Source organism: Psychrobacillus sp. Z3-81 (assembly GCF_056620325.1).
On sequence record NZ_JBWQPU010000002.1, the window covers coordinates 45550 to 61148 of the forward strand.

15 protein-coding genes are annotated in these 15599 nt (G+C 38.9%); 12 read left to right on the forward strand and 3 right to left on the reverse strand.

Annotated features, from left to right (window positions below; translation table 11 throughout):
* Nucleotides 1-299 precede the first annotated feature (299 nt).
* The 6 genes from AC1ECF_RS02310 (at nucleotide 300) to AC1ECF_RS02335 (ending at nucleotide 5519) form a co-directional block, all read left to right on the forward strand.
* The gene (locus AC1ECF_RS02310; RefSeq protein ID WP_480387778.1) at nucleotides 300-1520 is read left to right on the forward strand and encodes an ATP-grasp domain-containing protein; all 1221 of its coding nucleotides are present in this window, start codon (nucleotides 300-302) and stop codon (nucleotides 1518-1520) included.
* A gap of 13 nt (nucleotides 1521-1533) precedes the next feature.
* Nucleotides 1534-1956, forward strand: coding sequence for a CotY/CotZ family spore coat protein (locus tag AC1ECF_RS02315; RefSeq protein ID WP_480387779.1), 423 nt, complete (start codon nucleotides 1534-1536; stop codon nucleotides 1954-1956).
* 44 nt (nucleotides 1957-2000) lie between these two features.
* Entirely contained in the window at nucleotides 2001-3047 is a 1047-nt protein-coding gene (locus tag AC1ECF_RS02320; protein WP_480387780.1) for a YheC/YheD family endospore coat-associated protein, read from the forward strand.
* Nucleotides 3048-3435: 388 nt separating this feature from the next.
* On the forward strand, nucleotides 3436-4215 hold the full coding sequence (locus AC1ECF_RS02325; RefSeq protein ID WP_480387781.1) for a carbon-nitrogen family hydrolase: 780 nt from the start codon (nucleotides 3436-3438) through the stop codon (nucleotides 4213-4215).
* Between the two features lie 63 nt (nucleotides 4216-4278).
* A complete protein-coding gene (locus AC1ECF_RS02330; RefSeq protein WP_480387782.1) occupies nucleotides 4279-4758 on the forward strand; it encodes a PaaI family thioesterase in 480 nt (159 codons plus the stop codon).
* An 89-nt stretch (nucleotides 4759-4847) separates the two neighbouring features.
* On the forward strand, nucleotides 4848-5519 hold the full coding sequence (locus AC1ECF_RS02335) for a hypothetical protein (RefSeq protein WP_480387783.1): 672 nt from the start codon (nucleotides 4848-4850) through the stop codon (nucleotides 5517-5519).
* Nucleotides 5520-5828: 309 nt separating this feature from the next.
* On the opposite strand, the gene AC1ECF_RS02340 is transcribed toward AC1ECF_RS02335, so the two are convergent.
* The gene (locus tag AC1ECF_RS02340) at nucleotides 5829-7109 is read right to left on the reverse strand and encodes an MFS transporter (protein WP_480387784.1); all 1281 of its coding nucleotides are present in this window, start codon (nucleotides 7107-7109) and stop codon (nucleotides 5829-5831) included.
* Between the two features lie 93 nt (nucleotides 7110-7202).
* Nucleotides 7203-7481, reverse strand: a complete 279-nt coding sequence (locus tag AC1ECF_RS02345) for a hypothetical protein (protein WP_480387785.1) — start codon at nucleotides 7479-7481, stop codon at nucleotides 7203-7205.
* Nucleotides 7482-8140: 659 nt separating this feature from the next.
* On the opposite strand from AC1ECF_RS02345, the gene AC1ECF_RS02350 reads away from it, so the two are divergent.
* On the forward strand, nucleotides 8141-8494 hold the full coding sequence (locus AC1ECF_RS02350; protein ID WP_480387786.1) for a DUF3221 domain-containing protein: 354 nt from the start codon (nucleotides 8141-8143) through the stop codon (nucleotides 8492-8494).
* A gap of 412 nt (nucleotides 8495-8906) precedes the next feature.
* On the opposite strand, the gene pepF is transcribed toward AC1ECF_RS02350, so the two are convergent.
* A complete protein-coding gene (gene pepF / locus AC1ECF_RS02355) occupies nucleotides 8907-10724 on the reverse strand; it encodes an oligoendopeptidase F (RefSeq protein WP_480387787.1) in 1818 nt (605 codons plus the stop codon).
* Nucleotides 10725-10977: 253 nt separating this feature from the next.
* On the opposite strand from pepF, the gene AC1ECF_RS02360 reads away from it, so the two are divergent.
* The 5 genes from AC1ECF_RS02360 to AC1ECF_RS02380 are packed head-to-tail and all read left to right on the forward strand — an operon-like array spanning nucleotide 10978 to nucleotide 15515.
* Complete coding sequence (locus AC1ECF_RS02360) at nucleotides 10978-12147, forward strand: ABC transporter substrate-binding protein (protein WP_480387788.1); 1170 nt, start codon at nucleotides 10978-10980, stop codon at nucleotides 12145-12147.
* Nucleotides 12148-12202: 55 nt separating this feature from the next.
* Nucleotides 12203-13078: a branched-chain amino acid ABC transporter permease gene (locus AC1ECF_RS02365; RefSeq protein WP_480387789.1), complete on the forward strand. Its 876-nt coding sequence runs from the start codon at nucleotides 12203-12205 to the stop codon at nucleotides 13076-13078.
* A gap of 11 nt (nucleotides 13079-13089) precedes the next feature.
* On the forward strand, nucleotides 13090-14040 hold the full coding sequence (locus AC1ECF_RS02370) for a branched-chain amino acid ABC transporter permease (RefSeq protein WP_480387790.1): 951 nt from the start codon (nucleotides 13090-13092) through the stop codon (nucleotides 14038-14040).
* Nucleotides 14030-14815 (forward strand): ABC transporter ATP-binding protein, encoded by a 786-nt coding sequence (locus AC1ECF_RS02375; protein WP_480387791.1) that lies wholly within the window; start codon nucleotides 14030-14032, stop codon nucleotides 14813-14815. Before AC1ECF_RS02370 ends, AC1ECF_RS02375 begins: the two co-directional genes overlap by 11 nt.
* The gene (locus AC1ECF_RS02380; RefSeq protein WP_480388104.1) at nucleotides 14808-15515 is read left to right on the forward strand and encodes an ABC transporter ATP-binding protein; all 708 of its coding nucleotides are present in this window, start codon (nucleotides 14808-14810) and stop codon (nucleotides 15513-15515) included. The genes AC1ECF_RS02375 and AC1ECF_RS02380 overlap by 8 nt, the downstream gene beginning before the upstream one ends.
* The last annotated feature ends 84 nt before the right edge of the window (nucleotides 15516-15599 follow it).

Here is a 15599-nt window from a genome sequence, read left to right on the forward strand (position 1 = left end):
TATCATGAATTAAAAATAGGTGTGAAAACATTCTGAAAAATAGTATCTCGATAGGGACTGGATTTAAAGATAATGGATGTGAGAGTAGAAACCTTTTAATCTCTAAATTCTCTAGTTGAGCATGATATGTGCAATTGTAGAAGGGAGCCTACTTTAGGTGGGGAAATGAGAAATGATTCTTACAAAAAATGTTTTCTATGTAATGAAGCTTCCCTAAGCAAATGAGTCTACTGTTGAATAAGTTAGTTTTAATGGAATATTTCCAATTAACTCACTAGAAAGGTTGTTAAAACTAGGTTATGAAAACAATTATATTTATAGGCTGTAATAAATCAGGATCAAGTAGGGAGGCGATAAAAGCAGCGGAAAGGCTAGGGTTTTTTACCATATTGTTTACAGATAGAGAATATATGTTTAAGAATAGAATTGATTATCCAGATGTTCACAGAATGATTCTTACGGAATTGAGTAATGTTGATTTATTAATAGAAAATATAAAAGCAGTCCAAGATCAAGGGAAAGATATAGCAGCTATAATAAGCTTTATTGATCCTTACGTACATGTAGCTGCACAGCTGTCAAAAGAATTTGAAATAACAGCTGTTCCGCCAGAGCCATTAGCGAAAATGGAGGATAAGCTCTCCACACGTGAATTACTAAAAGACCTATCAGTATCTCCTTATTTTGCAAGGATTGAAAAAGAAGAAGCATGGAAGGAAACTGTCGAAAAACAAGCTGCATCATTTCCTCTCATTGTAAAAACACCTGTTTCGACTGGTTCAAAAGATGTGTTATTAGTCAAAAATAAAAAACAACTAATCCGTTCCATCAATAATTTTTTCAAAAAAGGCAACAAGGAGGTGTTAATGGAAGAATATTTAGAAGGACCTCAATATTTGATTGAGACCTGTGTATATAAGGGTCAGGTGCAAATAATAGCAGTTATTGAGCAAGAGATCACCTTTTCTGAACGTTTTATCGTTACCGGATACTGCTTGTTGGGGAACATGGATGAAACGTTTTATGACGAGCTCTATAAAACGGTTTGTGTGATTTTAGACCGTTTTAACCTGAAAAATGGTTCTTGTCATTTAGAGATGAGGCTGGTTAATAACCAGTGGAAATTAATTGAAATAAACCCTCGCATTTCTGGAGGGGCGATGAATAGAATAATAGAAATAGGAACTGGCATTAATTTAGTGGAAGAGACAATTAAAATCTTTTTAGGACAAGAGCCTAACTTCGAAAGAAAATATAGCAAGTTTGTGTTCGCGCAGTACTTAATAAGCGATGCGACTGGAAAATTACTAAAGGTAACAGGGAAAAACCGTTGCTCGAGGGTACCCGGTGTAGAGGAAGTTTTTATAAAACCGAAAAAAGGGAAAATCCTTCATCCGCCGCTATCCATGGGAGATCGATATGGATATGTACTAGCAGCTTCAGATGACAAAGAAGAGGCAAGAAGTATTGCGAAAGAGGCTGCAAAAGAAATTCAGTTTTACATTGAACCAATAGAATAGGAGGGGATAAACAATGATGAAACATGGACAATCGGAGGGAGAATACAATATTGCATCCATTTTGGAATTAATCTACGAAATGCAAAGGAAAGCAAAATTGCCATTCTTTAAAGACATACTTCACGATACTATTCCAGTTGTATTTACTACTTTAGATGTTGCCAATCCATATGTTGCTTATGCATCTTCCCCGACATCTGACTCCCTGTTTAGTACTTGCTATTTCCGTATTGAGGCTGTAACCCACTCGCTTGTCCATTTGTCCTTGTTATACCCAATTGATATAGAGGGGAATTATATCAATACGATGGAATCACCTTATGGATTAAAGAAAACGGAAAGTAAAATCACTGTTCCCATACAAAATTTTTGTAGTATTCAGTGCATTAATCCGAAATTAATTAATCGTCAAATTATCATTATAGGAGATAAATAGTTTCCCATAAAAAATATGTTAAAAGAGGAGCTGAAAAAGCCATCATGACTTTAGTCGGTATGATGCATCATAGAGCAGACCCAGAAAAAGTGAAAAAAGCATACGCTTATTCGGTCGTAGCAAAAGCAGAAGGAGTAGAATTCTTTTACTTTACACCAGGGAAAGTAGATATTCCAAATCAAAAAATAATAGGTAAATATTATGAAAACGGAAGCTGGATAGAAAAGGAGTATCCTTTTCCAGACGTTATTTATAACGCTAGTTATCCATTGACTAGTAAAGCAGAGAAAATAGTGGATTATTTATACGATAGAATCCCATTTACCAGTCATTCAATCGGCAGTAAATTGAGTGTCTATAAAAGGATTCAGCGAGGGAAGGAATTTCACCATTATCAAATACCAACGATCGAACTAACAAACACGAACATTTTGTTGGACATGATTAATCTATATTCAAAAGTAGTAATAAAACCTACTGTCGGTCACCAAGGGGAGAACATTCTTTTCATTGAAAAAGAAGATGAACATTTTAAATTAAATGAAGCCGGAAAGATTGCCACTCTGACAAAAAAAGAGCTACTGGATACTGTTACTTTAAAAATGAAGGAAAAAGATTATATTGTGCAAAGATTTGTTACTTGCAGGATAAAATCTGGACATGTATATGACTTTCGTTTACATGTTCAAAAAGACGGAGAAGGTAAATGGGTGATTACGTCGGTCTACCCTCGTATTGGCCATAAAGGAAGCATCACCTCCAATATTGGCAGTGGCGGATACACAGCCTATCTGGACCGTTTTTTACAAAATGAGTTTCATGACGACTGGTTTAATATCAAAAGGGAGCTAGAGCATTTTTCCTTAAGCTTTGCAAACCATTTTGATACATTATTTGCAGGTTCTCCGTTGGACGAGTTAGGAATAGACGTTGGAATCGATGAAAATAAAAGATTATGGCTGTTCGAAGTAAATTGGCGACCAGGAATCCCAATCATATTTAACAGTGAATTAGACGTAGCAAGAAACACCATTCACTACGCCAAGTATTTAGCTATGACAAATAAAAAATCGACCTCGATAGGCCAGTAGAAATAAAAAAAGAGCTGGTACAAAACAATGGAACAGCAAATGCGATTTTTCGTATGTGCTTTCTTACTTTTTAAATGTATGGTTCTTCACTGCGTCGGATGCTTTCCGCAGGCACGGCTCGAGCCTGTAGTCTCTCCCTCGTGCGTTCCTGCAGGAGTCACCGACGCTGTTGCGAACCATCAGGAGCTAACTTTTAATAAATAAATCTTGATAAGAATCTTGTAAAAAGATGTATAAAAAATCGCAAAAAATTGTTTTTTGTACCGTTCTCTTTTATTTAAGTATTCAGTTCTGTCCCAGCTTCTTCACTTAGTAATAATCTGAATAGTTGATTATATCAGGAAAATCTTATATCTTTTTACTATCATATCTTTAGGGTGGTGGCGTTTTGAAGGTTGCTTGTGTACAAATGGATGTAGAGTTTGGAAATCCAGAGAATAACATGCTCCAGGTTGAAAAAAAGATTAGAGAGGCAGCGATGCTTGGTGGAGAAATCATTGTACTGCCTGAAATGTGGAATACTGCCTATGCTTTGGAGGAATTAGATTTATTAGCGGATGTTGATGGGAATAAAACAAAACAGCTACTATCTAGTCTTGCAAGTGAATTAGATGTACATATTGTCGGTGGATCGGTTTCTACCAAAAGGGGAGAAGATTACTATAATACAATGTATGTGGTTAACAATCGAGGAAAGGTAATCTCTCAGTACGACAAGGCACACTTGTTTAATTTGATGAACGAGCATCTTTTCCTCAAAGCTGGCAATGAAAAGAATCTGTTTAGCATACAGGATACGCAAATGGCTGGTGTCATTTGCTATGACTTGCGCTTTCCAGAATGGTTTCGGAAACACGCATTAGCAGGTGCCAAAGTAATTTTTGTCCCTGCTCAATGGCCTTCCAAGCGAGTGGACCATTGGAGAGTCCTCCTGCAGGCGAGAGCCATAGAAAATCAGTGCTATATCGTGGCGGTGAACAGAGTGGGGAATGACCCTGACAATGAATTTTCCGGACATTCGATGGTTGTCTCCCCATGGGGCGAGATTCTTTGGACGGCTGTCGACAAAGAGGAGATTGGCATCGTCGATCTAGACATGTCTGTAACAGAGGATGTTCGAAAGCGGATATCTGTATTTCAAGATAGAAGAGAAGAACTTTATCAATAAAACAACATCCTTATTGACCTATAGAACCCTTTTTTGTATGGTTTTGTAAAGGGGGAATGAAGGATGGGAGAAATAATAAAAGCAATACAGGATGATTATGCAGACGATTTTGCATGGTGTTATGGATGCGGACGCTTAAATGAAGAGGGGCATCACTTCCGTACATATTGGAACGGGGAGCAGACAGAAACAGTGTACCAGCCGAAAAAGGAGCATACCGCTATACCTGGATTCGTCTATGGAGGTCTACTAGCCTCTTTGATAGATTGCCACGGAACTGGCTCTGCCGCATTAGCTTTGCACCGAAAAAATGGTTTTGAGCCTGGTAGTGGAGAGCCAGCACCACGATTCGTAACAGGCAGCCTGCACGTCGATTTCCTAAAGCCTACTCCACAAAACGTAGAGCTGAAGGCAATTGGCACAGTAGAAGAGATCCACCCAAAAAAGTGGAAGGTATCAGTTCAGGTCTTTGCAGGTGAGACACATTGCGCAAATGGGGAAGTAGTAGCAGTAGTTATGCCTAAAACCTTTAAATCTGAATAAAATTATCACGCACGGTGGACTATCCACTGTGTTTTTTTGCGTTTTTATTACAAAAAATGGGGAAAGGTAGTAAGAAAGGAGGCATTTCATTGGATACTTTTTTATATTTATTTTATACCGCAGCCTATCTCGTGCTACTCCTTTGGGGGTTGAAAGGAATCAATGCGACCGAACTCAAAAAGTGGAGCAGCTTCGTATATCTCATCATTCTGGCTCTCATTTATGATAATTTGATACTTGGGATTGGGAAGTGGATTGGCGAGGGAACAACGCTCGAAACACTTAACTATGGTCGATATTGGACACACGCTTTTCTAACACCACTGCTAACACTGTATTCTGTTGGTGTGCTTAGAGAAGCAGGAATTGATTGGGCAAAAAAAACTTGGATCAGTGTGGTGGCAGTCTTATATACAATCGGTCTTATCATTCTAGAGCTCACTACCGAGGTACTTGGCCTAACCTTGAAAGCCGAAGAAAAGTTTGGGGTGCTGAGCTATGTATCAACGGAGGAAGCGGGCGGTCCACCAATCATGGTTTTATTCGTGACCGTTGTGTTATTGGCTGCCGGAATTATTCTCTGGGTGAAAACTAAATGGTCAGTATTTTTCTTCGGAGCCCTTTTAATGACCCTCGGAAGTGCAGTTCCAATGGATTTCATAGACAGCGGAGCTATTACAAATGCATTCGAGCTAATCTTATTAACAAGCCTTGTCTGGACGAAACGAAAGCTCATTAAGAACGAAATCTGGGTAAAGTAGATGGAGGATAAAATGGTACCCCGCTGACTAGTCAGTGGGGATTTTTTAGTTTAGTCACGTTCGAAGTTCATTTAGTCACTTTCGAGTGAAATTTAGTCGCGTTCGAAGTTCGTTTAGTCACTTTCAGATAGAATTTAGTAACGTTCAAATAGGATTTAGTCACTTATCGGAAATTTACTGGAAATTAAATATGGGGAGAAAACGCCAATCTCTATTGTTCTAGTAATCCCCATAGGGTAACACTCCTATTCCTTTTGATTTGTTCCATCATTAAAAGCACCGATGCAAATGCAACGGTGCTTAATTTTTTTAAACAGCATCAACCGGAACAGCCTGTTCTTCTTTAGTAGGCTCTGGAACTCTTGATAGAATAATAATCCCGATAATGAATAATATGATTAAACTGAATACTCCGTATGAGGATTTCCCGGTAAGCTGTGAAGTAACTGCCACTAACAGGGGTCCTAATATAGCAGCAAATTTTCCGAATATATTATAGAATCCAAAAAACTCATTCGAATTTTCCTTAGGAATCAGCTTGCCAAAATAAGATCTACTCAATGCCTGAATACCACCTTGAGAGGTTGCCACTAGCATTGCTAGTATCCAAAAGTCCGTGATTGTATCCAAAAACATTGCATATCCACACACAATCATATAAATAATGATTCCTACATAAAGCATCTTTTTCTCTGAGAAACGGTTTGCCAGCCGTCCATATAAAATGGCAAATGGCGCAGCAACTACTTGTGTAACAAATAAAACAATCAACAAGGAATTTGTATCTAACCCAACATCAGACCCATAAGCAGTAGACATGTTAATAATCGTTCCAACCCCGTCAATATAAAAGAAGTATGCTAATAAAAACAAGAATAGGGTTCGATATTGTCTAATTTCTTTAAAGGTCTTGCCGAGTCTTCTAAAGCTTTGGGCAATAGGATTTTTTTCTCTCTCAATATAATGTATTTGCTTTACATTCTTAAGTAATGGAATGGAGAAAATTAGCCACCACACAGCAGTGATAAGGAAAGCTATTCTACTGGAAATTAAAGATGAGATAGGCAAAACTTCATTTTGGGCAAGTAATATTATTACAATGCTGATTAAGAAGGGAATAGTACTCCCGATATAACCAAGAGCGAATCCTCGTGACGAAACTCGAGCCATTCTTTCATTGCTGGTAACATCTACGATAAACCCATCATAAAACACATTCGCTCCGGTTGCTCCAAGCGCTGCAAACGTATAGCAAACTAGTAATAGAAGCCAATTATCATAGGGAATAAAAGCAAGCATCCCAGTGGCACCGACACCCATTATAAAAAAGAAAAGAAAGAACTTCTTTTTAAGACCGCGGTAATCTGCAATCGTTCCTAAAATTGGACCTATCATGGCAAGTATAAATGTGAAAATGGCAATTGTGTATCCTAGATATGCAGTAGAATCAGCTGGCGCAACCCCAGCTGCAGTAGCAGAACCCTTATAAAAAATCGGAAACACTGCAGTCGTAATGATAATCGAATAGGCAGAGCTCCCCCAGTCATAAATAGCCCAGCTCTTCTCATTTTGCGTTAACTTAAACTTCATTCATTTCCCCCTTTCTCCTTAAAGATATTGTACATGATTTGATTTAGACTTTGTTAAAAATTCTCAAAAATTACTCTGCTTTTACATAGGGATTTATAGGTTCTGAGATTCCTCGTTTACGATAAAAGCCAAATCATCATTCCCAAAGAGCTGAAGGGTATACAGTAAGGTATCGACGCTTATGTGCAAGTCATTCTTATCCGTTTCGTCTATTATTTGTTGTAGCTCTTTATTCTTTGGCTGATTTGGGTAAGCAGCCTCATATAGTGCCAACGGATCCTTTCCGTTATTCATACACCATTGCACATATAGCTGAATCATCATCTGCTCATCTTCCTGATATCTCTCTATTACTCTTTTATCCAATTCCATCTCCTCCAATCTCGTTCTTTTATCATACTTCAAAATGAAGGGGCAAGTAAAAAAGAGAAGCCTTTCGATATGGGAGGGATCAATAGAAAACTAACATGTTAAAGGCACTTCCGTGGGTGATTAGCCAGAGCAAGTTTAACCAAAATGCTCCAATTCCCAAGTGAAGATTTCCAGTAAATTTCCGTTTGCAACTAAAAATAGAGTGAATGTAACTAAACTATGTCCATAAGCAACTAAATTTAAAGTAAGAGCAACTAAATTATATCCAAGGACAACTAATCAAAAGTAATCGATACTTAACTTACAAATCTCAGCTACTCACTACTCATTCTAGTAGAAAAAATGTGAAATCGTGGAATTTATTGAATGACTGCAAGTAAATAGGTGGAAATCGCAAGTAACTACTCATTAAACGCAAGTAACCAGGGGCCAATCGCAAGTAACTACTCATTAACCGCAAGTAGCAGTCAGCATAGCGCTTGTATTACTAATTAACTTCCAATTTTTCATCTATTAATTCAGGGTTAGATTATATAAGTATACAAAAATGTAAATTTCTCAATTATTCTGGAATTACTTAATACTTCACAAGGTAAAATGTAAAATTATGGATTGTTATTCGGCGATATGTGGAATCAGATGAAAAGGAGGAATGATCAATGAAAAAATTAGTTATTATATACGTTACTTTAATTGCAATAATGATCGGGTTAACTATCTTTTTCATATTTCCAATAAATAAAAGCCAAGAACCTATAGAACATACGATGGAAGGCATTGTGAAAAATGTGTCTGGGAAAACTTTCGTACTTGTGGAAGGCTTAAGTACAGAAGATGTAATGAGGTTGACGGAACAAGAGATATTAGAAAAAGGAGGGGGAGTGACCTATTTCACACATGCTGACGATCGTGTACAAGTTCACGTGGGGGATGAAGTGGAAGTTTGGTATTCAATATTAGATACATCTAATCCGGCTTATGGTATTAGTGAAAAAGTAGAAATAAAAAAGTAAGACATTGCTTATAAAAAGTGAGCATGAACGGAATAAACTTATTTGAGCATTCAAGGAAGTTACCCCTCTCGATCAACAACTCTTTTTGATATTTATTTATCAAAATTAATTTATTATAAGTAATTCTACTGGTTCGTAGCAGCGTCGGCGACTCCAGTGGGAACAGCAAATGCTATTTGCGACGAAAGTGGAGCGACAGGAGCACCGAGCGTAAGCACCCGGACTGAGCGTAGCGAGGGAGAAGCAAAGGAACAAAGGCAAAAAACGTCACTTCGTGTGACAATGCCTTTGTGACCAACATCCTGTTGGCCTCCACTCCAAGCGTCCGACGACGCGAAGAACCGAAGGTTTCAAAATAAGAAAGCACTTATGATTATTACAATCATAAGCGCTTGATTTAGCGTGAAATAAATTATTTACCTTCGATTTCTTCTGTCAATGCTTCTAACTGGTCGATTAGTGAGCCGATATAAGCAACTGTGTCCTTAAGCGGACCGTCTGTTGTAATATCTACTCCAGCCATTTTTGCTAGCTCGACTGGGGTTTTTGTGCCTCCAGCTTTTAGAACTTCTAGCCATTGGTCAACTGCCACTTGACCTTCTTCCAGTACACGTTTCGCTACTTGGGTAGAAATTGTCAATCCGGCACTATACGTGTAAGGATATAATCCCATGTAGTAATGCGGCTGGCGCATCCAAGTATATTCTGCACCCTCTACAATATCCACTGCATCGCCCCAGAACTCTTCTAAAACAGAACGTTTATATTCGTTTAGTATCTGTGCGTTTACGTTTAACCCTTGATCTACTCGCTCATACACTTTTCGTTGATACGCTGCCTCTAAAAGATGCGTTACGAAGTTATGATAATAAGTTCTAGCCACAATACTAGAGATTACCCAGCGCTTGAATCTTGGGTCGTCTGAGCTTTGTAACAGATGGTTTGCCACCAGCATTTCGTTCATCGTAGAAGGAGCCTCGATAAAGTACAAAGATGGTCGTGAATTAAAGAGATTTTGCTCCTGGTGTGCAAAGTAGAAGTGGCCTGCATGTCCTAGCTCATGTGCTAGAACGAACACTTCATTCATACGGCTTGACCAGGAGATAAGGATATACGGATGACTGCCGTATGGACTTGAGCAGAATGCTCCAGTAGATTTTCCTTCATTTTTAGCAAAGTCAATCCAACGCTCATCATAGGAACGTTTCAACATCTCCAGATAATCATCACCCATTACACTTAGGGAATCAAAAATATATTTTTTCGATTCTTCTATCGTAATTGAAGGCTCATAGGTTGGATCTAGAGAGATTTTAAGATCTGCAAATGTCATCTTGTCTAATCCATGTGTCTTTTGAAGCAGTTTAGCATAGCGTTGCATATGTGGTGCAAGCTCTTTCATAATAATGTCGATTTGTCGGTTATAAAGAGAGCGATCCACCTCTTGGTCGAATAATAGGTATTCAAATACTGATTCATATCCACGTAAGTCTGCAGATATTTTTTCCTGCTGTAAGTGAATATCATATGTTTTAGCAGTTGTATGCTGATATTCTTTTAATTTATTGGAGAAGGCCTGAAACGCGGCTCTTCTTATTTCTGTATTAGACTCGGCTTCCCAATCATCCTCAAAAAGTACATAGCTAAGTGGATAGGATTTACCATTTACCTCAAACTCACCAAAATTAATATCGAGTAGCTTAGTTGTTTCGTACAACCCATAAGGACCATCGAAAGTAGAGGAATAGGCAGCTAACGCCTTTTCTACTTCTGGGTGCAATAAATATTTCTTTCTCTCTATTAACTTCTCTAGATAGTTTTGGTATTCAGGAGATAGCTGAGCAGCTTCCTTTAGTACCTCTTCTGGTAACTCGACAAGCTCACTATCAACGAAAGTAGTTTGGCTGGAGACCTTTGCTGCCAAGGTGCTGAATTTGCCTGCACGCATTTGAGATTCCGTGTTAGATTGGTCGACTGTAATTGCTAGACGCGCGTACGCACCTAACAAAGCGAACTTCTGATAAAGGTCCTTATAGCTTTCTAACGCACGAATAACTGTAGCTGCATCATTCATATTGCCTTTATAGAGTGCATTGAATTTAGGGACTTCTTGTTCGATCTCCTTCATGTAGTTGTTATAGTCTTCCTCTGTTTTGAATAAATCTTCTAAATTCCAAGTCTCTTCTAGTTTTACTTCTGACCTTTTGGGCATACCTTGAACTTGTACCATTCTCATCTCTCCTTATTACGGTATTCGAACTAATTAAATTATATCGAATATCAGGTTATAAGTAACTAAATTTTTAAAATATTTCACTAAAGCTATATTGCTACTAGAATATAATATTTTGGATATGTCAAATTATTATAGACTGAATAGTTGGAATGTTTTAAAATGAAGTTGTACAAAGTTTATGGTAATAATAACCTTGTTTTGTACAAATTGGAGAGAAGAATTACAAAAGAAAAATGGGGGTTAATGAATGAAAAAGTCCAAATTTGCTTCAATCCTTTTAGCATCTTCTTTAGCAGTTGGTTTACTGGCAGGTTGTGGCGCTGGTGGCACAGCAAGTAGTGGGGACACGATTAAAATTGGTGTAAATCTAGAGCTGACTGGAAGCGTTGCCTCCTATGGAACTTCTGAAGATGAGGCAATTGAGTTAGCAGTGGAGGAAATCAATGAAGCAGGAGGTATCGATGGGAAAAAAATCGAGCTTGTCAAGGTTGATAATAAGTCAGACGCTGGAGAGGCAACAAGTGGTGCGTTGAAGCTGATTGATAAAGATAAGGTCGTAGCAATTATCGGTGCTGCAACGAGTGGAAATACAACTGCACAGGTGCAAATTGCCAATGACAAAAAAATACCGTTGATTTCACCTTCTGGAACGAGTACAACTGTGACGGTAGACGATAAAGGAAAGGTACATGAATATGCATTTAGGACAGCCTTTATCGATCCTTTCCAAGGAACAGTTGCAGCAAATTTCGCTGCTAATGAATTAAAAGTAAAAACTGCCGCTATTTTTGCAGATAACGGAAGTGACTATGCAATAGGCCTAGCAGAATCTTTCAAGAAGGACTTTATTGCTGCAGGTGGAGAAATTGTTGGGGAAGAATCCTATATGGCAAAAGACAATGATTTCCGTTCTACACTAACTCGTTTAAAATCTGCGAATCCAGAGTTCATCTTTATCCCTGGATATTATGAAGAGGTAGGTTCTATCGTTAAGCAGGCACGTGAGCTAGGAATTAAAGTGCCACTTATGGGGGCTGACGGCTGGGATTCTCCTGATCTAGTAGACCTTGCTGGAGCAGATGCGCTAAACAACTCTTACTTAATTACAGCTTTCTCCTCCGAGGATCCAGACGGGAAGGTAAAGTCTTTCTCGGATAAATTTAAGGAAGAGTACGGAAAAGCTCCTAACTCGTTTAATGCACTTGGTTATGACACGGTATATCTGTTAAAGGATGCAATTGAGAGAGCTGGATCAACAGATGGTGAAAAGATTAAAAATGCGTTAGTGGAAACAAATAATCTAGAGCTAATTACGGGACTTTATTCGATGGACGAAAACCACCATCCGATTAAATCTGCTTCTATCATCGAGTTTGTGGATGGAGAGCAAGTATTTAAAACAAAGGTTAATCCATAACGAAAAGAAGGGGGGAGAAGTCCCTCCTTTCGTATTTAGGGAAAGGGGTTCGCAGATGGAATGGATTCAGCAGTTGGTAAACGGAATATCAATTGGTAGTATATACGCACTAATAGCACTTGGCTATACTATGGTTTACGGCATTATTAAGCTGATTAACTTTGCCCATGGCGATGTGTTCATGGTCGGTTCCTTCATAGGTTTTTATTCGATTACCGTATTAGATTTTGGTTTTTTTCCAGCTCTTATTTTATCCATGACTGCTTGTGCAATTTTCGGTGTGTTGATTGAAAGAATCGCATATAGGAGATTACGAAATGCAACCAGGATTGCAGCATTAATCACTGCTATTGGGGTATCTCTTTTGATAGAATATGGCGTTATTTACATAAGAGGCGCACAGGCTGCTGCATACCCAACCATTTTTGAAAATCGCTCCATTGATTTGTTTGGTATTCAAATAAGTATGCAGGCCCTTATTATTTTGACGATTGCCCTTATTTTAATGGTCCTTCTACAATTTATCGTACATAAGACGAAAACGGGGAAAGCCATGAGAGCGGTATCGCATGATATGGAAGCTGCTAGATTGATGGGAATAAACGTGGATAATACGATATCCGCAACCTTTGCGATTGGCTCTGCATTAGCTGGAGCAGCAGGCGTTATTTTTGGTATTTACTATACGAAGATTGACCCTTTAATGGGAGTCATTCCTGGAGTAAAGGCTTTCGTAGCAGCGGTATTAGGTGGAATTGGTATCATTCCAGGCGCTATGGTCGGAGGCTTACTGTTAGGAGTTATTGAATCCATTGTGAGTGCACTTGGATTTTCTTTATGGAGAGATGCTGCTGCTTTTATTATTCTCATTCTCATTTTGATTTTCAGACCATCTGGCATCTTCGGTAAAAATACGCGGGAGAAAGTGTAGGTGGATCAACGATGAAAATATCAAAACAATTTCTTCTATTCATTGGCATAGCGGTTGCCGTTTATATTGCAGTACAAGGAATGATAGTGTCAGGGCTGTTAGATTCCTATACAGCAGATATTTTAATCAAGATCATTATCAATATTATCCTTGCGGTTAGCTTGCATCTAGTCATTGGTATTACTGGACAATTCTCGATTGGACATGCCGGATTTTTGGCTATTGGTGCATATATATCTGCCATCATTACCATGAAGCTAGAGATGTCCTTCTTATTAGCAATTCTTGTTGGTGGTATTGTTGCTGCCCTTGCTGGTCTCGTTATTGGTATTCCGAGTTTGCGTTTAAAGGGAGATTACCTGGCGATTGCCACCTTGGGGTTTGCGGAAATCATTCGGATTGTCTTTTTAAATATTCCTTACGTGGGTGGAGCTGCCGGTCTTCAAGTTAGTCACCAGACGACTTGGACAATCGCTTTCATTTGCTTGGTGATTACGATTGTGGTTATCTCCAACTTCACAAGGTCGAGGCATGGGATTGCCGCTATCTCGGTAAGAGAAGATGAGATTGCTGCAGACGCAATGGGTATTAACACTACCTATTATAAGGTGCTTGCTTTTGCAATCGGAGCCTTTTTCGCAGGGGTAGCTGGAGCGCTTTATTCTCACAATTATTATATTATCCAACCCTCTCAATTTGGCTTTTTAAAATCATTTGATATTTTGATATTCGTCGTTTTAGGTGGACTTGGTAGTCTTTCAGGGGCCGTTATATCGGCGATTCTTTTAACAGTTATCTCTGCATATCTTCAGGACTATACAGAAACAAGAATGATTATCTACAGTCTTGTGCTTATTCTTGTTATGTTGTATCGACCAAAAGGGTTAATGGGAACGAAAGAGATTTCCGATTACTTTACAGGCTGGGGCTCACCGAAGGGAGGCAAACAGCATGGAAAATAAACAACCTCTGTTAGAAGTGAAAAACGCTGGGATACAGTTCGGAGGGTTAAAGGCTGTTCAAGGATTAAATATGACCCTTTTTCAGGGAGAATTAGTTGGAATGATAGGACCTAATGGTGCAGGCAAGACCACTAGCTTCAATCTCTTAACGGGAGTGTATGCTCCTACAGAAGGGGATATCGTGTTTGATGGGAATAAAATAAATGGGTTTGCTCCGTACAAGGTGACTCGAAAGGGCATCAGTCGAACATTTCAAAACATACGACTCTTTAAGGAGTTAACTGTGTTAGAAAATGTGAAGGTAGCCTATCATTCCTTGGCAACGCACTCTATCATCAGCTCCATCCTTAGATTGCCGTCTCATTTTGCTGGGGAAGAGGAGATGGAGAGAAAGTCTATTGAGTTTCTCAAAATTTTTAAGCTTGATTCCTATAAGCATGAGCTTGCTAAAAATCTGCCATACGGGCAGCAACGTCGTCTAGAGATTGCACGGGCGCTTGCAGCTGGTCCAAAGCTCTTGCTGCTAGATGAGCCAGCTGCCGGGATGAATCCTCAGGAGACAAAGGACTTGATGGAGTTAATTGCTTTTATTCGGAAAGAGTTCAATTTAACGATTCTTTTGATAGAACATGACATGAATCTTGTAATGGGTGTTTGCGAGCGAATATACGTCCTGGACCATGGGCAGTTATTGGCAGAGGGGCCGCCTGAAGTGATACGAAACGACCCTAAGGTGATAGAAGCTTATTTAGGGGAGGAGATTCATGATGCTTAAGGTAGATAATTTAGATGTTTTCTATGGAAATATCCAAGTGCTACGGAATGTTTCCATCGAGGTGAATGAAGGAGAGATTGTTACTTTAATAGGAGCAAATGGTGCTGGAAAAAGTACCTTATTGAAAACACTCTCTGGACTAATAAAACCAAAAAGTGGGACAATTGAATTCCTCGGAAAATCAATAAGTGGGAAGGCTGCGCAATCTATCGTAAAAGCAGGTGTCTCTCATGTTCCGGAAGGCAGAAGAGTGTTTGCTAACCTAACGGTTGAAGAAAATTTAGAGCTAGGAGCATTCCTTCGTAAAGGGAAAGATGCGATTCAGAAGGATTTGCATAAGGTATATGAAACCTTTCCTAGGCTACTTGAACGAAGAAAGCAGCATGCTGGAACACTTTCTGGAGGAGAGCAGCAGATGCTTGCAATCGGCAGGGCGATCATGGCAAAGCCTAAGCTTGTATTATTGGATGAGCCTTCTATGGGTCTTGCCCCCCTTATGGTTAAAACTATTTTCCAGGTCATTGAGGAAATCAATAAAGAAGGAACAACTGTTTTATTGGTAGAGCAAAATGCACATATGGCATTATCCATAGCAAACAGGGGATATGTCATTGAAACAGGAAAAGTTGTTCTTTCCGGTTCTTCTCATGATTTGCAGGATAGTGAGGAAGTGAAGCTTGCCTACCTTGGTGGTCATTAAAGGAAGAGATATGGTCATAAGCAAGGAAACATATCGGTCGTTTCCTTGCTTTTATAATGTTAGAAAAGTTTTAAAAATATTGTT

Coding starts and splice junctions, on each gene's coding strand:
- AC1ECF_RS02310 (WP_480387778.1), top strand. CDS start 300: ATGAAAACAATTATATTTATAGGCTGTAATAAATCAGGATCAAGTAGG.
- AC1ECF_RS02315 (WP_480387779.1), top strand. CDS start 1,534: ATGATGAAACATGGACAATCGGAGGGAGAATACAATATTGCATCCATT.
- AC1ECF_RS02320 (WP_480387780.1), top strand. CDS start 2,001: ATGACTTTAGTCGGTATGATGCATCATAGAGCAGACCCAGAAAAAGTG.
- AC1ECF_RS02330 (WP_480387782.1), top strand. CDS start 4,279: ATGGGAGAAATAATAAAAGCAATACAGGATGATTATGCAGACGATTTT.
- AC1ECF_RS02340 (WP_480387784.1), bottom strand. CDS start 7,109: ATGAAGTTTAAGTTAACGCAAAATGAGAAGAGCTGGGCTATTTATGAC.
- AC1ECF_RS02345 (WP_480387785.1), bottom strand. CDS start 7,481: ATGGAATTGGATAAAAGAGTAATAGAGAGATATCAGGAAGATGAGCAG.
- AC1ECF_RS02350 (WP_480387786.1), top strand. CDS start 8,141: ATGAAAAAATTAGTTATTATATACGTTACTTTAATTGCAATAATGATC.
- pepF (WP_480387787.1), bottom strand. CDS start 10,724: ATGGTACAAGTTCAAGGTATGCCCAAAAGGTCAGAAGTAAAACTAGAA.
- AC1ECF_RS02360 (WP_480387788.1), top strand. CDS start 10,978: ATGAAAAAGTCCAAATTTGCTTCAATCCTTTTAGCATCTTCTTTAGCA.
- AC1ECF_RS02365 (WP_480387789.1), top strand. CDS start 12,203: ATGGAATGGATTCAGCAGTTGGTAAACGGAATATCAATTGGTAGTATA.
- AC1ECF_RS02370 (WP_480387790.1), top strand. CDS start 13,090: ATGAAAATATCAAAACAATTTCTTCTATTCATTGGCATAGCGGTTGCC.
- AC1ECF_RS02375 (WP_480387791.1), top strand. CDS start 14,030: ATGGAAAATAAACAACCTCTGTTAGAAGTGAAAAACGCTGGGATACAG.
- AC1ECF_RS02380 (WP_480388104.1), top strand. CDS start 14,808: ATGCTTAAGGTAGATAATTTAGATGTTTTCTATGGAAATATCCAAGTG.